We start from the raw sequence: 19,331 nt of genomic DNA on the forward strand, positions 1-19,331 counted from the left end.
GGGGTCGGGGTCGCCCCGAAGCCTAGCGATCCGGCGCCGCCGCGTCTCGTCCCGACACGGCGGCGCCGGACCGCCCCGGCCCGCACCGGCGCGTCAGTCCTCGAACGCCTCCGGCGGCGGGCAGGAGCAGACCAGGTTGCGGTCCCCGAACGCCTGGTCGATGCGGCGCACCGGCGGCCAGTACTTGCCCTCGCGCAGCGCGGGCAGCGGGTAGGCCGCCTCCTCCCGGCCGTAGGAGTGCTTCCAGTCCTCGGCGAGCAGCGCCGCCGCGGTGTGCGGGGCGTTGCGCAGCGGGTTGTCCGCGCGGTCATAGGAGCCGTCGGCGACCCGCTCGATCTCCCGGCGGATCTCGATCATCGCCTCGGCGAACCGGTCCAGCTCGGCCAGGTCCTCGCTCTCGGTCGGTTCGATCATCAGCGTGCCGGCCACCGGGAACGACAGCGTCGGCGCGTGGAACCCGTAGTCGATCAGCCGCTTGGCCACGTCCTCGGCGGTGACCCCGGTCTCCTTGGTGATCTTGCGCAGGTCGGCGATGCACTCGTGCGCGACCAGGCCGTTCCGGCCGGTGTAGAGGATCGGGTAGTGCGGGGCGAGGCGGGCGGCCAGGTAGTTGGCGCCGATGATGGCGCCCTCGGTCGCCGCGCGCAGGCCGTCCGGGCCCATCAGCGCGATGTAGGCCCAGGAGATCGGCAGGATGCCCGCCGACCCCCACGGCGCCGCCGAGATCGGCCCGACGGCGGTGCCGCCGGCCGGCCCGGCCTCCGCGCGCAGCGGGTGGCCCGGCAGGAACGGCGCCAGGTGCTCGCGGACGCCGACCGGGCCGACGCCCGGACCGCCGCCGCCGTGCGGGATGCAGAAGGTCTTGTGCAGGTTCAGGTGCGACACGTCCGACCCGAACTCCCCGGGCCGGGCGAGGCCGACCAGGGCGTTGAGGTTGGCGCCGTCCACGTACACCTGGCCGCCCGCGTCGTGCACGGCCTTGCACACCTCGGTGATCGACTCCTCGAACACCCCGTGCGTGGACGGGTAGGTCACCATGATCGCGGCGAGCCGCGCGCCGTGCTCGCCGATCTTGGCGTGCAGGTCGGCGACGTCGACGTTCCCGGCGTCGTCGCAGGCCACCACGACGACCTTCATGCCCGCCATGACGGCGCTCGCGGCGTTGGTCCCGTGCGCCGAGGACGGGATGAGGCAGACGTTCCGGTGCTCCTCGCCCCGGGAGGCGTGGTAGCCGCGGATGGCGAGCAGGCCCGCGAGCTCGCCCTGCGACCCGGCGTTCGGCTGCAGCGACACCGCCGCGTAGCCGGTGATCTCGGCGAGCGCGGCCTCCAGCTCCCCGATCAGCTCCAGGTAGCCCGCGGCCTGGTCGAGCGGCGCGAACGGGTGCAGGTCCGCGAACTCGGGCCAGGTGACCGGCTCCATCTCGGTGGTCGCGTTCAGCTTCATCGTGCACGAGCCGAGCGGGATCATCGAGCGGTCGAGCGCGATGTCCTTGTCCTGGAGCCGCCGCAGGTAGCGCAGCATCGCGGTCTCCGAGCGGTGCGCGGAGAACACCGGATGGGTGAGGTAGGGGCTCTCGCGGCGCAGCGCCGCCGGGAACGCCTCGGCGGCCTCGCCGACGGGAGAGGCGTCCACGCCGAACGCCTCCAGGACGGCGGTGACGTGCTGCGGCGTCGTCGTCTCGTCGCAGGCGACGGCGACGTGGTCGGCGTCCACCGGCCGCAGGTTGACGCGCCGGTCGCGGGCGGCCGCCAGGACCTCGGCGGCGCGGCCGGGGACCTCGGCGAGGACGGTGTCGAAGAACGCCCCGTGCACCACCCGCACGCCCCCGCGGCGGAGGCCCTCGGCGAGCTCGGCGGCGCGCGTGTGGGTGCGCCGGGCGATCGCGGCGAGGCCCTCGGGGCCGTGGTAGACGGCGTACATGCCCGCCATGACCGCGAGGAGGACCTGCGCGGTGCAGATGTTGCTGGTGGCCTTCTCGCGGCGGATGTGCTGCTCGCGGGTCTGCAGCGCGAGCCGGTAGGCGGGGGCGCCGGCGGCGTCCACCGAGACGCCGACGAGGCGGCCGGGGAGCTGGCGCTGCAGGCCCTCGCCGACGGCCATGAAGCCGGCGTGCGGGCCGCCGAAGCCGTAGGGGACGCCGAAGCGCTGCGAGGAGCCGACGGCGATGTCGGCGCCCGACTCGCCGGGCGGGCGCAGCAGCGTGAGGGCGAGCAGGTCGGCGGCGACGACGACCTTGGCGCCGCGCTCGTGCGCCTGCGCGCTCAGCGGCGCGAGGTCGCGGACGGCGCCGGACGCCCCCGGGTACTGGACCAGCACGCCGAAGAAGTCGCCGTCCGGCAGGCCGCCGGACAGGTCGGCCGTCACGATCTCGATGCCGAGCGGCACGGCGCGGGTCCGGATTACCTCGATCGTCTGCGGCAGCGCGTCGGCGTCGACCAGGAACGCGCCGGGCTCCTTGCGGCGGGACGCGCGGTGCGCCAGCGTCATCGCCTCGGCGGCGGCGGTGCCCTCGTCCAGCATGGAGGCGTTGGCGACGGGCAGCCCGGTGAGGTCGCCGACGACGGTCTGGAAGTTCAGCAGCGCCTCCAGCCGGCCCTGCGAGATCTCCGGCTGGTAGGGCGTGTAGGCGGTGTACCAGCCCGGGTTCTCCAGCACGTTGCGCAGGATCACGCCCGGCGTGTGGGTGCCGTGGTACCCGAGGCCGATCATGGAGGTGAGCACCCGGTTGCGGGCGGCGATCTCGCGCAGCCGCTCCAGCGCGGCGGGCTCCGACAGCGCCGGCGGCAGGTCCAGGGGGCGGTCGGTGCGGATCGCGGCCGGCACCGCGTCCTCGATCAGGGCGTCGGCGCTCGCGTAGCCGATCGCGGCGAGCATCCGGTCGCGGTCGGCGGCGGACGGTCCGATGTGCCGGTCGGCGAAGGCGTCGCGCGGGTCCTGCGGCGACGCCACGGGGGCGAAGAACTGGGCCGTCATAGAGGAGGAACCTTCCCGGGCTGCTGCGGTCGCCAAGGGGCCCGCGGCCCCTCGCGGGCCGCGGCCGTTCTCCCCCTCTGTCATGGGCACCTGAGAGCTTCCCCCGGCGCGCCGGTCGCCCGGCCGCGGGATTTCCCCTTCGGTGAGCCGCCGCGCCCTCCGGCGGAGGTGCGGCGCCTGCTTTCCAGAGGTGCCTCGCCCACGCGGTCCTTTTGCCTGAGAGGTTCCGGGGAGGTTGCCCCTTCGGCGCCCGCACGCTGGCCGCGTGGGGTCTCTCCCGCACGGGGTCGACGGCTGTCCTGCCCCGAACCCTACCCGAGCGGACGGCGCGGACGATCAGCCGGGCGCGGGCGGCGCGCGCGGAGGGGCGCCCCTCGGCGGCCCGCGGGGGGGCGGACAAGTACGATTATCCACAGCTCACGGACAGGGGGCCGGGCACGGGCCGGGGAGGCCGCCGGGGTCCGCCGAGGGGGACGGTTGGGACGAGGGCGCGGGGTGGAGCACGTGGGCGCGCGGCGCGCGGAGCGGGACGGGGGCCCCGGCGGGCCCCTCCCCCGGCCTCGACGGGGCGCGCCCCGGTCTGGGACGCTGATCTCAGTGACAGGTCCCTACGGCGGTGCGGCATGACGCAGACCGACGGCGCCGCCAGGCGCACCGGGCGGCCCGCGCCGGCCGCCCCCGCCGGCGTGCCCGTGGACGAGCCGGCGCGGCCCGACCGCATCCGCCGCCCCGGCGACGCCCTCCGCTTCCTGTCCTCGGTCACCGGCCTCGCCCTCGTCATGCTGCTGGTGTCGATCGCCCAGCAGACCGCGCACGGCCTGCAGACCGACATCACCGAGGGCACCGCGCACGCGCCGCGGGTGCTGCTGTCGCTCGCCACCCTGGTGTCGGGCTTCGGCGTCCTCGCAGTCCCCGTCGCCTACGCCGCCGAGCGCCTCTTCCACAAGGACGGCAAGCGCGTCGCCATCGCGCTGCTCGCCGCGATCATCGCGCTCGCGCTCACCATCGCCGTCGACGACTGGGTGCACGCCGCCGCGCCCGGCGGCGCGCTGGACGAGCTGATCTGGGGCGGGTCGCGGACCCCGCTGGTGCGGGTCGACATCACCCCGGTGATCGCGTTCGTCAGCGCCGTCGGGATGGCCGGCCGGCCGCGCTGGCAGGCCGCGGTCTGGTCGATGATCGCGCTCGCCGCGCTGACCGGCCTCACCGCCTCCTCGGTGTCGGTCGCCGCGCTCGCCGCCACCTACTTCCTCGGCCGCGCCATCGGCCACGGCACCCTGTACGCCGTCGGCATCCCGAACCCGCGGCCGCCCGGCACCGCCGTCGTCGCCGCGCTCGCCCGCCTCGGCCTCCGCCCGACGCGCGCCGCCGCGCTGCCCGGCACCTCCCCCGAGCGGCGCCGCTACGGCGTCGCCGTCGCCCATCCCCCCGGCACCGCCCCGGCCGACCCGACCGGCGCCGCGCTGCCGCCCGGCGAGCGGCAGCTCGACGTCGCCGTCCTCGACCGCGACACCCAGACCGCCGGGCTGCTCTACCGGATCTGGCGCCTCATCCGGTTCCGCGAGGCCACCCCCGACCGCGCCCTGCGCTCGCTGCGCCGCTCCCTGGAGCGCGAGTCGCTGATGTCCTACGCGGTGGCCGCCGCCGGCGTCCCCACCCCCCGGCTCGTCGGGACCTGCGAGGTCGGCACCGAGGCCGCGCTGCTCGCCTACGCCCACGTGCCCGGCCGGCCGCTCGCCGACCTCGCCGACGACGAGATCACCGACGAGCTGCTCGCGGCCGCCTGGCGGCGGCTCCGCCGGCTCCAGGCGGCCCGCCTCGCGCACCGCCGGCTGGAGGGCGCCGCGCTGCGGGTCGACGACGCCGGCGAGGTGAGCCTGGTCGACCTGGACGCCGGCGAGATCGCCGCCGGCGACCTGTCGCTGCGCCTGGACGTCGCCCAGCTCCTCACCACCCTCGCCCTGCGGGCCGGCGCCGAGCGGGCGGTCCGCACCGCCGCCGCCGAGCTCGGCGAGGAGGCCCTCGCCGCCGTCGTGCCGCTGCTGCAGCGGGTCGCGCTGTCGCGGGCGACCCGCCAGGCGCTCCGCCACGACAAGGAGCTGCTCACCCGCATCCGCGAGCAGATCGTCCGGCTGGAGCCCGAGGTCGACCTCGCGCCGATCCGGCTGGAGCGGTTCCGCCCCGGCACCATCGTCAGCATCGTCGCGCTCAGCATCGCCGCCTACATCGTCATCCCGCAGGTCAGCAACATCGACGTCGGGCACCTGATCTCCACCGCGCGCTGGTGGTGGGTGGCCGCCGGCGGCGCCGCGGCCGCCCTCACCTACGTGGCGGCCGCGCTCATGCTCATGGGGTTCGTGCCCGAGCGGCTGCCGCTCGGGCGGACCGTGGCCGTGCAGGTCGCCGCCTCGTTCGTCAAGCTCGTCGCGCCCGCCGCCGTCGGCGGCGTGGCGATCAACACCCGGTACCTGCAGAAGGCGGGGGTGCGGCCGGGCCCGGCCGTCGCCGGCGTCGGCGCGTCGCAGCTCACCGGCATGGTCACCCACATCCTGCTGCTGGTGGTGTTCGGGTTCGTCACCGGTTCCACCGGCACCGCCACCAAGGACCTGGCGCCGTCGCGGACGGTGGTGGTCATCCTGCTCGCGGTCGCGGTGACCGCGGCGGTGGCGCTCACCATCCCGCGGATCCGGCGGCTGGTCACCACGCGCCTCGGCAGCATGTTCTCCGGCGTCCTGCCGCGCCTGATCGACGTGCTGCAGTCGCCGCGCAAGCTCGCCACCGGCCTCGGCGGCACGCTGCTGCTCACCGTCGCCTTCGTGATCTGCCTGGACGCCTCGATCCGCGCGTTCGGCGGGTCGCTGCCGCTCACCACGGTCGCGGTCGTGTTCCTCACCGCCAACGCGCTCGGGTCGGCGGCGCCGACGCCCGGCGGCCTCGGCGCCGTCGAGGGCGCCCTCACGCTGGCGCTCACGATCTCCGGGCTCACCGCGGAGACCGCCACCTCGGCGGTGCTGCTGTTCCGTCTGCTGACGCTGTGGCTGCCGGTGCTGCCCGGCTGGGCGGCGTTCGCGTTCCTGCAGCGCAAGGAGGCCATCTAGGGCCTCGGGCGGCCTCCCGGTCCTCCCTACCCTTCCGAGGGGGGGGGCGGGCGCGCCGCGGGGCTCCTCAGCCGGTCTTGCGGGCGCGGCGGCGGCCGGCGAGCTCGTCGTGCGGGTGGACGTCGTCCTCGTCGGCGGCGCGCTCGGCGGGCAGCTCCGACAGGCTGCCCTCGACCTCCTGCCAGACCCGGCCGAGCGCGATGCCGAAGACGCCCTGGCCGCCCTGGAGCAGGTCGACGACCTCGTCGGCCGAGGTGCACTCATAGACGCTGACGCCGTCGCTCATCAGGGTGATCTGCGCGAGGTCCTGGACGCCGCGGTCGTGCAGGTGCGTGACCGCCGTCCGGATCTGCTGGAGCGACACGCCGGTGTCCAGCAGCCGCTTCACCACCTTCAGCACCAGGATGTCGCGGAACCCGTACAGCCGCTGGCTGCCCGAACCCTGCGCCGCGCGCACGCTCGGCGTGACGAGCCCGGTGCGGGCCCAGTAGTCCAGCTGCCGGTAGGTGATCCCGGCCGCGGTGCACGCGGTCGGCCCGCGGTAGCCGACGTCCTCGGCGGGCACCGACACCTGGGTGTCGAAGAGCAGCCCCTGCTCGCCGGCGCGCCGGGACGCCGTGCGCCTCTCGGGGGTCGCCTTGCCCTCGCCGCTGCTCACCGCCACGCGGACCTCCGGCTTCTATCAGCCCGTCGCGCTCCGTCAAGGGGGTTTGACGAATTACCACCACGGGTGTTCCACCAGCACGGTAGGTGCCGGTCAGGGTGTGGTCAACGTTCGTCGTCGGCGCGTCGCATGCCCGGATGAACCGGCTTCACGTGGGCAAACCTCGCACCATCGCTCTCGGGGAACTCCTACCCCGATCGTCACCGGCTGGAACCGGCGGGGCCCCGGCGGATGCGCGGGCGGCCGCCCGGAGGCCCGAACGGGCGCCCCGGACCGGGCCCGGCTGCGTTTCGCCTGCGTGACGCCGGTGACGGGAGCGGAACGCAATGCGCACCCGGGCGAGCGGGGCCGTGCGGCGACCGCGACGCGGCCGCCGGGGGGCGGCCGTGATCAGCCGGCGCGGCCGAAGTCCTCGGGCGAGATCGTGTCCAGGAACTCCCGGAACTTCTCGACCTCGTCCTCCTGCTCGTCGGGGATGGCGACGCCCGCCTCCTCCAGCACGTCCTCGCCCGCGTAGATCGTCGCGCCGGTGCGGAGCGCCAGCGCGATCGAGTCCGACGGGCGGGCGCTCACCTCCACGCCGTTGGAGAACACCAGGTCGGCGAAGAAGATCCCCTCGCGCAGCGCGGTGATGTTGACCGCGCGCAGCTGCACGCCGAGGGCGTCCAGCACGTCGCGCAGCAGGTCGTGGGTGAGGGGGCGCGCCGGCAGCACGCCCTGCTGGGCGAAGGCGATCGCGGTCGCCTCGACCGCGCCGATCCAGATGGGGAGGTAGCGCTCCCCGCCCGACTCCTTCAACAGGACGATCGGCTGATTGGAGGGCATCTCGACCCTGACGCCGACGACCTCCATCTGCTTCACTGCGGCTCCCTGCTGGTCCTCGACGTCTCTCGGTCACCCTGCGCCGGGGCCGGTCCCGAGGCCGACCACATAGCCAACGTACACCCCGCGTCCGACGGTGCGGCGCGGCGGCGGCGGGACAATCGCCCGCGCCCGTTCCCGGGCCCGCCGCCGCCCGGGTCCGGGCGGGGCGCGCCCGTCAGCGTCCGAGGCTGTCGTCCAGGCCCGCCTGGAGCAGGGCGGTGTGCAGCCGGACGGCCAGCTCGGCGATCCGGCGGGCGGTCTCGGCGGCCTCCTCGTGCGCGCCGGGGCTGCGGCGGCGGAGGCCCGGCGCGACGACCTGCTCGATGAGGTCGGCCTGCCGGTCGGCGGCGGCCTTGACGGCGCGCAGGTTGCGCGGCTGCAGGCCGTGCTCCCCGAGCTCGGCGACGGTGCGCGCGATGACCAGGGCGGCGCCGTCGTAGTGCGTGCCGGACCGGCGGACCAGGCCGTAGGTCTCCAGCTCGGCGAGCAGGTCCTCGTCGACGCCGGCGCCGTCCAGCAGCTGGCGGCGGGTGAGCCGGACGCCCCCCGCGGGGTCCTCGGGCGCCGCGGGCGGCCCGGGGGCGGGCGCGGCGGTCGGCGCCGCGACCAGGGTGCGCGGGCGGGCCGGGCCGGGCCGGTCGGCCGCCGCGGCGGGGTCGCCGCGGTCCAGCGCCTCCAGCCGCCGCCTGATCACGCGCAGCGGCAGGTAGTGGTCGCGCTGCGCGGCGAGGATGAAGCGCAGCCGGGCCAGGTCGTGCTCGCCGAACTTGCGGTAGCCCGACGGGCTGCGCTGCGGCTCGATCAGCCCCTCCGCCTCCAGGAACCTGATCTTGGAGATGGTGATGTCGGGGAACTCGGGCCGCAGCAGCCCGAGGACGTCCCCGATCGTCATCAGGGGCGGCCCGGCCGGCTGCGCGTTCATGGCCCTCCGATCGTCGCGCGGTGCGGCGGTCCCGCCCGCCCCGGTCCGGGGCGGGCGCGGGATCAGCCGTGCTGCGGGTTGGTCAGGAACACCAGCCGGAACTTGCCGATCTGGACCTCGTCGCCGCCGGACAGGCCGGCCTGGTCGATGCGCTGGCGGTTGACGTAGGTGCCGTTCAGGCTGCCCACGTCGCGGACCGCGAAACTCCCGCCCTGGCGGGAGAACTCGGCGTGCCGCCGGGACACGGTGACGTCGTCCAGGAAGATGTCGCTCTCGGGGTGGCGGCCCGCCGAGGTGCGGTCCTTGTCGAGCAGGAAGCGGCTGCCGGCGTTCGGCCCGCGCTGCACGACGAGCAGCGCGGTACCGGGGGGCAGCGCCTCCACCGCGACGTGCTCGGCGCCCGCGGGCTCGGGCTCGGCGCCCGCCTGCTCGGCCTCGAACGCCTCGAAGCCGCCGATGGAGATGGTGGACGTGGACTCGCCGGGGGATTCGCGGGGAGGCAGCGGCGGCTGGCCGCCGCGTCCCAGCGGAGTGCCGCAGTTGGAGCAGAAGCGGGCATCATCCGGGTTGGCGTGACCGCACTGCGTGCAGTAGACGCTCGGCATAGATCGGCTCGGCCTCCTACCATCGGTGTGCCACCGGCGGTCCCGCCTCGGCGGGTCCGCCTGCGCCACGCGCTCCTTCACTCGGCCCGCACCGGGAACCCTCCCCCGGGACGGTCCGGCGACCGCCCGCGGGACACGACGGTCGCCGCAACCTACGCGGGTGGCGCCCGGGGGGTCAACCGGATCGGTCACCCGGCCGCCCCTCAAGCTACCTTCGTCAATGATCGCAGGTCTACGGCGCCGCGCGGACCAGGACCCGTGGATCCGCCCCCCGGCGCGGTGCGAGGTGCCTCACCCCGACCGTACCGCGCGCACCTTCACGGTCGCGCGCTGCGCGATCGCGACGGCCGCGCCGGCCGCCTCCAGGGTCTTCACGACGCCGCCGGGGATGCCGAGCGCCGTGGTCAGGGTGTGCGGGTCGCCGATGGCGAGCACCCGGTAGGGCGCGGCCAGCCGGTGCCCGTCGGCGAGGATCCCGCCGGGGCCGTCGAGGAAGTAGGTGCCGGCGCCCGCGCGGACGTCGCCGATCTGGACGACCTCGGCGCCCGCGTCCCGCAGCTCCTGGAGGGTGTCGAGGAGGTCGGCGGCGCGGACCGCGCCGCCCGGGTCGGTGATGGTGACCTCGACGCCGGGGCCCTCGGCGGGCAGCGTGCCGGCCAGCAGCCCGTAGGTGGCGGCGCGCTCGCGGGCCTCCTGGAGGGCGGTGCCGCCCCGCGCGTCGCGCTCCAGGCCCGCCTTGGTGTCCTCCAGGTCGCGCACGTCGCCGCGGAGCCGCTCGGAGCGCTGGCCGAGGTCGGACAGGACGCCGACGAGCTCGTCCTGGCGGGCGGTGGCGAAGGTGGTGTCGCGCTGGGTGGTGTGGACCTGGGCGACCAGCGCGAAGCCGAGCACGAGGCTGAGCAGGCCGCCGATCAGGTGGCCGCGGGTGGCGCGGGGGCGCAGCAGGTCGGCGAGCGCGCGCCGGGCGCCCGCGCGCCCGCCCTCGGGGGCGCTCATGCGCCGAACAGCCGGCGGCGGATGGCCGCGGCGTTGGAGAAGATGCGGATGCCGAGCACGACGACGACGCCGGTGGACAGCTGCGAGCCGACGCCGAGCTGGTCGCCGAGGAACACGATGAGCGCGGCGATGATGGTGTTGCTGACGAACGAGACGACGAAGACCTTCTCGTCGAACATCCCCTCCAGCCGGGCGCGGACGCCGCCGGACATGGCGTCCAGCGCGGCCACGATGGCGATCGGCAGGTAGGGCTGGAGCCAGAGCGGCACCTCGGGGTGGAACACCAGCCCGAGCACGATCCCGGCGACGAGCCCGATGAGCGCGATCACGGCGGGTCCCCCTCTCCGCGCGCGGTGCCGCCGGCCGGCCCGGCGGGCAGCGGCCGCGCGTAGCGTAGCCGGAGCGCGCCGGCGGCGGGCAGCCGGGCGGCCTTCGCCGTCTCCAGGTCGTAGCGGATGCGGAACCGGTCGTGCAGCGCGGCGGTGCGGCGGTCGGCCGCCGAGCCGCGGTAGGCGGCGCGCAGGCGGCCCGGGTCGCCGAGCGCGGTCACCCGGTAGGGGCCGGTGAGGGGCCGGTAGTCGACCAGGATCGCCTCCCCGGCGGTGCGGACGGCGGTGGTCGGGGTGAGCCGCTGCCCGTTGATGGCGATGGCGGTGGCGCCGGCCGCCCACAGGCCGTTGACGACGGCTTGCAGGTCCCGGTCGTAGACGCGGCCGTCGCCGGGCGCGGCGCCGTCGCGGGCGGGCGGGGCGGCGTCCGGCGGCGCGTCGTCCAGCACGGCGACGAGCGCGGGCCCGGCGGCGGGCTGGGCCGCGGCGGCCGCCGCGGCGGCGGCGAGGTCGCGGCGGGCGCGGCGGCCCTCCTCGCTGCGGGCGAGGCCGGCGGCGCGCAGGCGCTCGGTCTCGGTGCGCAGCGCGTCCAGGCGGCGCTGCAGGGCGTCGCTCTCCTCGGTGCGCGCGCGGATCGCGTCGACCAGCCGGTGCCGCTGCTGCGCGGCGACCGGCTCGCTGCGGCGCGTCTCGGCGCCCGCGACCGCCAGCAGCACGCCGGTGAGGACGAGGACGAGCAGCACGCCGCCGCCGCGCAGGGGGCTCCGGCGCGGCGCGGCGTCCCCGGCGGCGGCCCGGCGCGCCGCGGCGTCGGCGTACCCGGGATCGAGGACGCGGCCGGCGTGCAGGTCGGCCAGCAGGGACATGGAGGCGTCGGGGCGCCGCCATCCGGGCGGGCCGCCCGGGGCCCGTGCCTGCCTGTCCACCGGACCATGATGGCAAGGCCCGGCGGGTCCGCCGGCGGCGGGGACGGCCGGGCGGGGACGGTCAGGCGGTGAGCGCGGCGCGCGAGCGGTCCAGGCCGATCCGCAGGGCGAGGGCGGCGAGGACGGTGCCCATCAGGTAGCGCTGGGCGCGCTGCCAGAGGGGGCGGCGGGCCAGGAAGGCGGCGATGGACCCGGCGGCGAGCACGATGAGCCCGTTGACGGTGATCGCGACGGCCGCCTGGGCGAGGCCGAGCTCCACGATCTGCAGCGGCAGCCGGCCCCGGGCGGGATCGGCGAACTGCGGCAGCAGCGACAGGTACAGGATGGCGATCTTGGGGTTGAGCAGGCTGGTGACCAGGCCCATCGTGTAGAGGCGGCGCGGCGGGTCGGCCGGCAGGTCGCGCGGCGCGAACGCCGAGGCGCCGCCGGGGCGGACCGCCTGCCAGGCGAGCCAGAGCAGGTAGGCGGCGCCGCCCAGCTTCACCGCGGCGTAGACGGCGGGCACCGCGACGAACAGGGCGCTCAGCCCGGCGGCGGTGAGCGCGATGTAGACGGCGAAGCCGGTGCCGACGCCGGCGAGGCTGACCAGCCCGGCCGCGCGGCCCTGGGTGATCGAGCGCGAGGCCAGGTAGACCATGTTCGGGCCGGGTGTCAGCACCAGGCCGAGCGCGACGGCGGCGAGGCCCAGCAGGGCGGTGAGGGGGACCACGGGACGTCCTTCCGGAGAATGCGCCGAGCCTATTGATCCGCGCGTACTCGGTGCAATAATGACTTTGTACTCGGAGCAATCGGGAGGGCCGGTGGAGACGTTCCAGCGGGTGGCGGACGCGGTCGCCGCCGACATCCGGTCCGGGCGGCTGCGGCCGGGCGACCGGCTGCCGCCGCAGCGCCTGTTCGCCCGCCGGCGCGGCATCGCGCCCTCCACCGCCGCCCGCGTGTACGGCGAGCTGGCCCGGCGGGGCCTGGTCACCGGCGAGGTCGGGCGCGGCACCTTCGTGCGCGCCGGCCGGGAGGCGGACGCGCCCGCGCTGGCCGAGCCCGCCGCCGCCCGCGTCGACCTGGAGCTGAACTACCCGGTCGCGCCCGGCCAGTCCGCGGCGCTCGCGGCCGGGCTGCAGCGGCTGCTGCGCCCCGACGCGCTCGCCGCCGCCCTCGGCCCGGCGCGCGCCGCCGGGACGCCCGGCGCCCGCGCCGCCGTCCGGGACCTGCTGGCCCGCCCGGGGTGGACGCCGGGCGAGGTGCTGTTCGCCGGGAACGGGCGGCAGGCGATCGCGGCGGCCGTCGCCGCGCTCGTCCCGCCCGGCGGCCGCCTCGCCGTCGAGGAGCTGACCTACCCGGTCGTGCTCGGCGTCGCGGCCCGGCTCGGCGTGACCGCCGTCCCGGTCGCCTGCGACGGGGACGGCCTCGTCCCCGAGGCCCTGGCCGAGGCGCACCGCCGGACACCGGTGCACGCGGTGTACGTGCAGCCGACGCTGCAGAACCCGCACAGCACGACGATGCCGCCCGCGCGCCGCGCCGGGCTCGCCGCCGTGCTGGAGGAGTTGGGCCTGCACGCGGTCGAGGACGCCGTCTGGTCGTTCCTGGAGCCGGACGCGGTCCCCCTCGCCGCGCACGCCCCCGGGCGGACCGTCCTCGTCGAGGGGTTCGCCAAGCGGCTCGCGCCGGGCCTGTCGGTGGGCGTGGCGGTGCCGCCCGCGGCGCTCGGCGCCCCGGTGGCGGCCGCGCTGCGGGCGGCCGGGTCGGCGCCCTCGGGGTACGCCCTGGAGGCCGTCACCGGGTGGATCGGCGACGGGACGGCGGACCGCGTCGCCGCCGCCAAGCGCGCCGACGCCGCCGCCCGCCAGCGGGTGGTCGCGGCCGCGCTGCCGGGCGCGCGGCTGCGGACCGCGCCGCGCTCCTACTTCTGCTGGTGGGACCTGCCGGCGCCGTGGCGGGCCGAGACGTTCGTCGCGGCGGCGGCGCGGCGCGGCATCGCGGTGACGCCGGGCGCGGCGTTCGCCGCGGGCCCGGGGGCGGCGCCGAACGCCGTCCGGATCGGCACCGCCTCCCCCTCCCCCGACGTCCTCGCCGGAGCGCTGGAGACCCTCGCCGCCCTCGCCCGGTCCGCCCCGGACGAGGTGCTGGGCGGCTGACGCCCCGGCCGTTCCGGCCCGGTCAGGCGCCGGCGCGCTCGACGACCGCGGCCCACTCCTCCAGCAGGGCCTGCGCGGCGTCGGCGTCGGGGCCCTCGGCCCACAGGTGGGTGACGGGCTCGGACGGGTCGGGCAGCACCAGCACCCAGCGGCCGCCGCCGGGCACGACCCGCACGCCGTCGGTGGTGTCGATGGTGAGACCGGCGGCGGCCTCCACCACGTGCCGCATGACGCTGCCCTTGGCCGCCCACGGCGTCGGCACCGAGCGGCGCAGCAGGTGCGCCTCGGGGATGCGCCGGTCGATCTGGGACAGGGTGAGGCGGGTGCGGGCGACCAGGCCGACGAGGCGGACGAACGCCGCGATGCCGTCCACGGTGGTGGTGAACTCGGGCATCAGGAACCCGCCGCGGCCGTCCGCCGCGAAGATCACCTCGGGGCGGGCGGCGGCCTTGGTGAGCACGTCCTGGGAGGTGGAGGTCCACTCCACCTGGACGCCGTGGAAGCGGCAGACCTGCTCGGCGACGCGGGTGGTGGTGACCGGCAGCGCGACCCGGCCGCCGCGCCGCTCGGCGGCGACGAGGTCGAGCATGACCAGCAGCGCCCGGTCGTCGCTGATCAGCTCGCCGTTCTCGTCGACCAGCGAGATGCGCTCGCCGACCGGGTCGAACCGCACGCCGAACGCGCCGCGCGAGGACGACACCAGCTCGCCGAGGCGCTGCAGGTCGCGCATCCGCTCGGCGAGGGTCTCGGTCGGGTTGGCCTCGTCCAGGGTGTTGTTGCGGGTGAGGACCTCCACGCCGACCTTGCCGAGCAGCGACGGCAGCACCAGGGAGGCGACGCCGCCCGCGCAGTCCAGCACGAGCTTCAGGCCGGCCTCGCGGACGCCGGTCATGTCGGCGCGGCGCAGCAGGTCGCGGGTGTAGGTCTCCATGACGCGCGCCGGGTAGCTCAGCTCGGCGATCTCGCCGGGGAAGGCGCGCCGGTACTCCTGGCGGCCGAAGACGCGCTCCAGCTTGCGCTGCGCGCCCTGGGACAGGTCGGCGCCCTCGTCGTCGAGGAACAGGATGTCCACGCCCTGGGAGTCGCCGAGGGTGGTGCGGATGTAGATGCCGCCGGCGGCGTCCTGGCGGCCGGTCTCGAACCGCGCGACCGGCAGCGGGCACGCCTCCAGGTCCTCGACGTTGATGGCGCTGGCGGTGAGCGCGCTGATCACCGCGCGCTTCAGGGTGCGGGCGGCGCGCGACACGTCGCGGCCGGTGACGACGGTGCTGCCCTTCTTCAGGGTGGTGGCGTAGGCGCTGGCGAGGCGCACCGCGAGCTCGGGCGTGATCTCGACGTTGACCAGGCCCGACACCCCGCGCGGGCCGAACAGGTTGCGCTGGCCGCGCGACTCCCAGATGACGCTCGTGTTGACCACGGCGCCCGCCTCGACGGTCTTGAACGGGTAGACCTTCACCCCGCTGGAGACGTACGCCTCGGCCTCGATGACGCACTCGTCGCCGATGATCGCGCCCTCCTCGATCCGGGCGCCCGCCATCACGTCGGTGTTCTTGCCGACCACGCAGCCGCGCAGGTTGGTGGACGGCGCGACGAACACGTTGTCGTGCACGATCGCGCGGTGCAGGAACGCGCCCTCCTTCACCACCACGTTGCTGCCGAGGACGGTGAACTCGCGCAGCTCGACGCCCGCCTCGACCTTGGCGTAGTCGCCGATGTAGAGCGGGCCCTTCAGCACGGCCTCGGCGTCGACCTCGGCGCCCTCGGCGACCCAGACGCCCGGCGACACCTCGAAGCCGTCCATCTCGACCTCGACCAGGCCCGACAGCATGTCGGCCTGGGCCTTCAGGTAGCTCTCGTGGGTGCCGACGTCCTCCCAGTAGCAGTCGGCGACGTAGCCGTACAGCGGGGCGCCCTCGGCGAGCAGTTTGGGGAACACGTCGCCCGACCAGTCGACCGGCTCGCCCGCCGCGACGTGCGCGAGGACCTCGGGCTCCATGATGTAGATGCCGGTGTTGACGGTGTCGGAGAACACCTGCCCCCAGGTCGGCTTCTCCAGGAAGCGCTGGATGCGGCCGTGCTCGTCGACGATGATGATCCCGAACTCCAGCGGGTTCGGGACCCGCTTCAGCCCGATGGTGACGAGGGCGCCGTTCTCCTCGTGGAAGCGGACCATGTCGGTGAGGTCGATGTCGGTGAGCGCGTCCCCGGAGATCACCAGGAAGCGGTCGTCGCGCAGCGCCTCCTCGGCGTTCTTGACGCTGCCCGCGGTGCCGAGCGGGACCTCCTCGGTCGCGTAGCTCAGCGCCATGCCGAGCTCCTCGCCGTCGCCGAAGTAGTTGCGGATCAGCGCGGCGAGGAACTGCACCGTGACGACGGTCTCGTCGAACCCGTGGCGGCGCAGGAGCCGCAGCACGTGCTCCATGATGGGCCGGTTGACGAGCGGGAGGAGGGGTTTGGGCTGGTTGGCGGTCATCGGACGCAGCCGCGTCCCCTCGCCACCGGCCATCACGACGGCCTTCATCGGGGGGTCTGAGCTCCCTTCGGGGCGCCTGGCGGGGCGCCGGGACCGTGGTCCGGGGCGCCGCCCGGACCGGGATCGGGGTCGGGCGCGGGGGGCGGCGCGGCGCGGCCGGCCCGGTCGGCGGCCGCGAGCCGGCGCGCCTGCTCCCAGTACAGCAGGGCCGCCCACCAGTACAGGGCGGTGCCCCAGATCGCGAACGACCAGCCGACGACCTTGGCGGTGGTCGCGACGGCGCCGGAGTGGTCGCCGAGGAGCAGCAGGGGGAAGGCGTAGAGCAGCGACATCGTGGCGGCCTTGCCGACGAAGTGCACCGGCAGCGGCCCCCGGTAGCCCATCCGGCGCATGACCGGCCCGATCGGCAGGATCGCGAACTCGCGGGCGACCAGCAGCACCAGCAGCCAGACCGGGATGATGCCGCGGACCATGAGGCCGATCAGCGTGACCAGGATGTAGAGCCGGTCGGCGGCCGGGTCCAGCACGGTGCCGAGCCTGCTGGTCTGGTCGAGGGCGCGGGCGAGCTTGCCGTCCAGCCAGTCCGAGAGGCCGGCGAGGACGAGCACGCCGAGCGCCCACCAGTCGTGGTGGGCCAGGACCAGCCAGAGGAAGAGCGGGACGCCGAGCAGGCGGGCGAAGCTGAGCGCGTTCGGCAGCGTCCAGACGCGGCCGGACACCGCCTCGGCCCCCGCCCCGGGAACCGCCCCGGACGCGGCCCCCGCCGCGCCCCCCGGCCCGGCCGGCCGCTCCGCGTCCCCCGGCCTGTCGATCTCAGCGCTCACGGGCGTCGTCGCCTCCCTGTCCCCCAATGATCCTGACCCTACCGCCCGGGATCGGGAAGCCCCCGATAGCGTCCGGGGTATGCGATGGACGGTGCACGGCGAGCGCTCCCTGTACGACTGCCCCTGGCTGGACCTGCGGCTCGCCGACGTGGAGCTGCCCGACGGCCGGCGGTTCGAGCACCACCTGGTGCGGGTGCGGCCCGCCGCCGGGATCGCGGCCCTGGACGGGCGCGGCAACGTGCTGCTCATCTGGCGGCACCGCTTCATCACCGACCGGTGGGGGTGGGAGGTGCCCGGCGGGCGGATCGAGGACGGCGAGGACCCGGCCGGCGCGGCCGCCCGCGAGATGGTCGAGGAGACCGGGTACCGGCCGGGGCCGCTCCGCCACCTGCTGGCGGTGCCCGCCTCGCCCGGGATGCACGACGGGATCCACCACGTGTTCGCCGCCGACGGCGCCGAGCGGGTGGGCGAGCCGACCGACGTGGAGGCCGAGCGCATCGCGTGGGTGCCGCTCGCGGGCGTCCCGGACCTGGCGGCGCGCGGCGAGATCGGCTCGGGCTCCACCCTCGCCGGGCTGCTCTACCTGCTGGCCGCCGGGGGCGGCGCGGGGCCCGCCCCGCAGGACTGACCGGTACGTCCCGGCTCCTACCCTGGAGGGGTCCGATGTCCGGTCTGGAGGCGACGCGTGATCAACCCGGTTCCCAAGGCGGAGCTGCACCTGCACATCGAGGGGACGCTGGAGCCCGAGCTCGCGCTCTCCCTCGCCGCCCGCAACGGGCTGGCGCTGCCCTACGCGTCGGCGGACGAGCTGCGCGCCGCCTACGAGTTCGCCGACCTGCGCTCCTTCCTGAACCTGTACTACCGGCTCATGGAGGTGCTGCGCACCGAGGACGACTTCGCCGACCTGGCCGACGCCTACCTGGAGCGGGCCGCCGCGCAGGGCGTCCGGCACGCCGAGATCTTCTTCGACCCGCAGGCGCACACCGGCCGCGGCGTCCCGCTGGAGGCCGTCCTCGGCGGGCTCGGCCGGGCCCTCACCGGCGCGGCGGGCCGGCACGGCGTCACCACCCGGCTGATCCTGTGCTTCCTGCGGGACGAGCCGGTCTCCTCGGCGCTCGCGACCTTCGAGGCGGCCCGCCCCTGGTTCGGCACCCTGATCACCGGCGTCGGGCTGGACTCGGCCGAGGTCGGCCACCCGCCCGCGGCGTTCCGCGCGGTGTACGACCTCGCCAGGGACGCGGGCCTGCACCTGGTGGCCCACGCGGGCGAGGAGGGACCGCCGGAGTACGTGACCGAGGCCCTGGACGTGCTCGGCGTGCAGCGGATCGACCACGGCATCCGCAGCATGGAGGATCCGGCGCTGGTGGCGCGGCTCGTCCGCGAGCAGGTGCCGCTGACGGTGTGCCCGCTGTCCAACGTGCGGCTGCGCTGCGTGGAGCGCCTCGCCGACCACCCGCTGCCGGCGATGCTGGAGGCGGGCCTGCTGGTGACGGTGAACTCCGACGACCCGTCCTACTTCGGCGGGTACGCCGGCGACAACTTCGACGCGGTGCGCCGCGAGCTCGGCCTCGGCGAGGCCGAGCTGCGGCGCCTCGCCGCCAACTCCTTCCGGGCGTCGTTCCTGCCGCAGGAGGACAAGGACGCCTACCTCAAGGAGGTCGCGGCGCACGACTTCGGCTGAGCGGCGGCCCGCTCAGACGGTCGCGGTGAACAGGTAGTTCACCGGCAGGCCGAGGGTGCCGCGCGGCAGCGGCGGCCAGGGCCAGCGGCCGAACGAGGCGCCCTCCTCCCCGGGCGTGCGGACATCGGGGCCGCGCCAGCCCGCGGTGGTGAGGACCTCCTCGGGCTCGTCGCTGCCCCACAGCCACGGGCAGCCGTCCTCGCGCAGGCGGCCGAGGCCGTCCCGGGTGAACTCGCTCACCATGGACTGGTGGCTGAGCAGGTCGCCGGCGAGGACCGAGCCGGGCGCCGACGCGGTGGCCAGGTCCGCCAGCAGCGTCCGGGCGGCGTCCTCGGGCAGGTAGAACAGCAGCCCCTCGACGATCCACAGCGTCGGGGCGGCGGCGTCCCAGCCGGCGGCGGCGAGCGGCGCCCGCCAGTCGCCGGCGAGGTCGGCGCCGACGGCGCGGCGGTCGCAGCGGGGGCGGGCGCCGAGCTCGGCGAGGCGCGCGTCCTTGGCCGCCAGGAGGGCGGGCCGGTCGATCTCGTACAGGACGGTCCCGGCGGGCCAGTCCAGCCGGGCCGCGCGGGCGTCCAGCCCGGCCGCGACCAGCACCACCTGCGCCAGGTGCGGGTGCGCGGCGATCGCCTCGTCGAGGTAGCGGGTGCGGACGGCGAGGAACTCGCTCGTGCCGGGGTTGGCGTAGCGCTCGTAGCGGGCGGCGCCCTCGGGGCCGGCGAGGGCGGCCGCGAGGTCGTCGCGGAACAGCGCGTCGGGGCGGGCGGTCTCGGCGGCGCGGGCGGCGGCGGTCCAGCCCGCCGTCGCCGCGACGCCGCCGGCGCGGGTGTCGGTCACGGGGTCG

Annotated in this window: 16 protein-coding genes and 1 riboswitch; of the genes, 4 read left to right on the forward strand and 12 right to left on the reverse strand. The window is 76.2% G+C overall.

Going from position 1 to position 19,331, the window contains the following annotated elements; translation table 11 throughout:
• Positions 1-93: 93 nt before the first annotated feature.
• Positions 94-2,976, reverse strand: a complete 2,883-nt coding sequence (gcvP, locus tag K1Y72_RS10515; RefSeq protein WP_220165572.1) for an aminomethyl-transferring glycine dehydrogenase — start codon at positions 2,974-2,976, stop codon at positions 94-96.
• 194 nt (positions 2,977-3,170) lie between these two features.
• A riboswitch (glycine riboswitch) is annotated at positions 3,171-3,266 on the reverse strand.
• Positions 3,267-3,599: 333 nt separating this feature from the next.
• Here gcvP and K1Y72_RS10520 point away from each other — a divergent pair.
• The gene (locus tag K1Y72_RS10520) at positions 3,600-6,074 is read left to right on the forward strand and encodes a lysylphosphatidylglycerol synthase transmembrane domain-containing protein (protein WP_220165574.1); all 2,475 of its coding nucleotides are present in this window, start codon (positions 3,600-3,602) and stop codon (positions 6,072-6,074) included.
• A 67-nt stretch (positions 6,075-6,141) separates the two neighbouring features.
• Here the strand turns inward: K1Y72_RS10520 and K1Y72_RS10525 are convergent, their stop codons facing one another.
• From K1Y72_RS10525 to K1Y72_RS10560, 8 genes are all read right to left on the reverse strand, one after another.
• Positions 6,142-6,738: a MerR family transcriptional regulator gene (locus K1Y72_RS10525; protein ID WP_220165575.1), complete on the reverse strand. Its 597-nt coding sequence runs from the start codon at positions 6,736-6,738 to the stop codon at positions 6,142-6,144.
• Positions 6,739-7,128: 390 nt separating this feature from the next.
• A complete protein-coding gene (locus tag K1Y72_RS10530; protein WP_220165576.1) occupies positions 7,129-7,599 on the reverse strand; it encodes a bifunctional nuclease family protein in 471 nt (156 codons plus the stop codon).
• A 178-nt stretch (positions 7,600-7,777) separates the two neighbouring features.
• Positions 7,778-8,524: a transcriptional regulator FtsR gene (gene ftsR, locus K1Y72_RS10535; RefSeq protein WP_220165577.1), complete on the reverse strand. Its 747-nt coding sequence runs from the start codon at positions 8,522-8,524 to the stop codon at positions 7,778-7,780.
• Between the two features lie 62 nt (positions 8,525-8,586).
• Entirely contained in the window at positions 8,587-9,129 is a 543-nt protein-coding gene (locus K1Y72_RS10540; RefSeq protein WP_220165578.1) for an FHA domain-containing protein, read from the reverse strand.
• Between the two features lie 291 nt (positions 9,130-9,420).
• A complete protein-coding gene (locus K1Y72_RS10545) occupies positions 9,421-10,125 on the reverse strand; it encodes a DUF881 domain-containing protein (RefSeq protein WP_220165579.1) in 705 nt (234 codons plus the stop codon).
• Positions 10,122-10,454, reverse strand: coding sequence for a small basic family protein (locus tag K1Y72_RS10550; protein WP_220165580.1), 333 nt, complete (start codon positions 10,452-10,454; stop codon positions 10,122-10,124). Before K1Y72_RS10550 ends, K1Y72_RS10545 begins: the two co-directional genes overlap by 4 nt.
• On the reverse strand, positions 10,451-11,380 hold the full coding sequence (locus K1Y72_RS10555) for a DUF881 domain-containing protein (protein ID WP_220165582.1): 930 nt from the start codon (positions 11,378-11,380) through the stop codon (positions 10,451-10,453). The genes K1Y72_RS10550 and K1Y72_RS10555 overlap by 4 nt, the downstream gene beginning before the upstream one ends.
• 61 nt (positions 11,381-11,441) lie before the next feature.
• A complete protein-coding gene (locus K1Y72_RS10560; protein WP_220165584.1) occupies positions 11,442-12,089 on the reverse strand; it encodes a LysE family translocator in 648 nt (215 codons plus the stop codon).
• A 91-nt stretch (positions 12,090-12,180) separates the two neighbouring features.
• Here K1Y72_RS10560 and K1Y72_RS10565 point away from each other — a divergent pair, with 91 nt between their 5' ends.
• Complete coding sequence (locus tag K1Y72_RS10565) at positions 12,181-13,512, forward strand: aminotransferase-like domain-containing protein (RefSeq protein ID WP_220165586.1); 1,332 nt, start codon at positions 12,181-12,183, stop codon at positions 13,510-13,512.
• A 22-nt stretch (positions 13,513-13,534) separates the two neighbouring features.
• Here the strand turns inward: K1Y72_RS10565 and K1Y72_RS10570 are convergent, their stop codons facing one another.
• Both K1Y72_RS10570 and clsA read right to left on the reverse strand, forming a co-directional pair.
• Positions 13,535-16,033: a mannose-1-phosphate guanyltransferase gene (locus K1Y72_RS10570; protein WP_220165588.1), complete on the reverse strand. Its 2,499-nt coding sequence runs from the start codon at positions 16,031-16,033 to the stop codon at positions 13,535-13,537.
• On the reverse strand, positions 16,030-16,704 hold the full coding sequence (gene clsA, locus K1Y72_RS10575; RefSeq protein WP_220165706.1) for a cardiolipin synthase ClsA: 675 nt from the start codon (positions 16,702-16,704) through the stop codon (positions 16,030-16,032). Before clsA ends, K1Y72_RS10570 begins: the two co-directional genes overlap by 4 nt.
• 184 nt (positions 16,705-16,888) lie before the next feature.
• Between clsA and K1Y72_RS10580 the strand changes: the two genes are divergently transcribed.
• Both K1Y72_RS10580 and K1Y72_RS10585 read left to right on the forward strand, forming a co-directional pair.
• Positions 16,889-17,437 (forward strand): NUDIX hydrolase, encoded by a 549-nt coding sequence (locus K1Y72_RS10580; RefSeq protein WP_220165590.1) that lies wholly within the window; start codon positions 16,889-16,891, stop codon positions 17,435-17,437.
• 57 nt (positions 17,438-17,494) lie between these two features.
• Positions 17,495-18,490 carry an adenosine deaminase gene (locus tag K1Y72_RS10585; RefSeq protein WP_220165591.1) on the forward strand — a complete coding sequence of 332 codons (996 nt, stop codon included), beginning with the start codon at positions 17,495-17,497 and terminating at the stop codon, positions 18,488-18,490.
• A 12-nt stretch (positions 18,491-18,502) separates the two neighbouring features.
• On the opposite strand, the gene K1Y72_RS10590 is transcribed toward K1Y72_RS10585, so the two are convergent.
• Positions 18,503-19,324 (reverse strand): class I SAM-dependent methyltransferase, encoded by an 822-nt coding sequence (locus K1Y72_RS10590; RefSeq protein WP_220165594.1) that lies wholly within the window; start codon positions 19,322-19,324, stop codon positions 18,503-18,505.
• Between the last annotated feature and the right edge of the window lie 7 nt (positions 19,325-19,331).

It is taken from the genome of Actinomadura parmotrematis (assembly GCF_019458805.1).
In the GTDB taxonomy this organism is placed as follows: Bacteria; Actinomycetota; Actinomycetes; order Streptosporangiales; family Streptosporangiaceae; genus Spirillospora; species Spirillospora parmotrematis.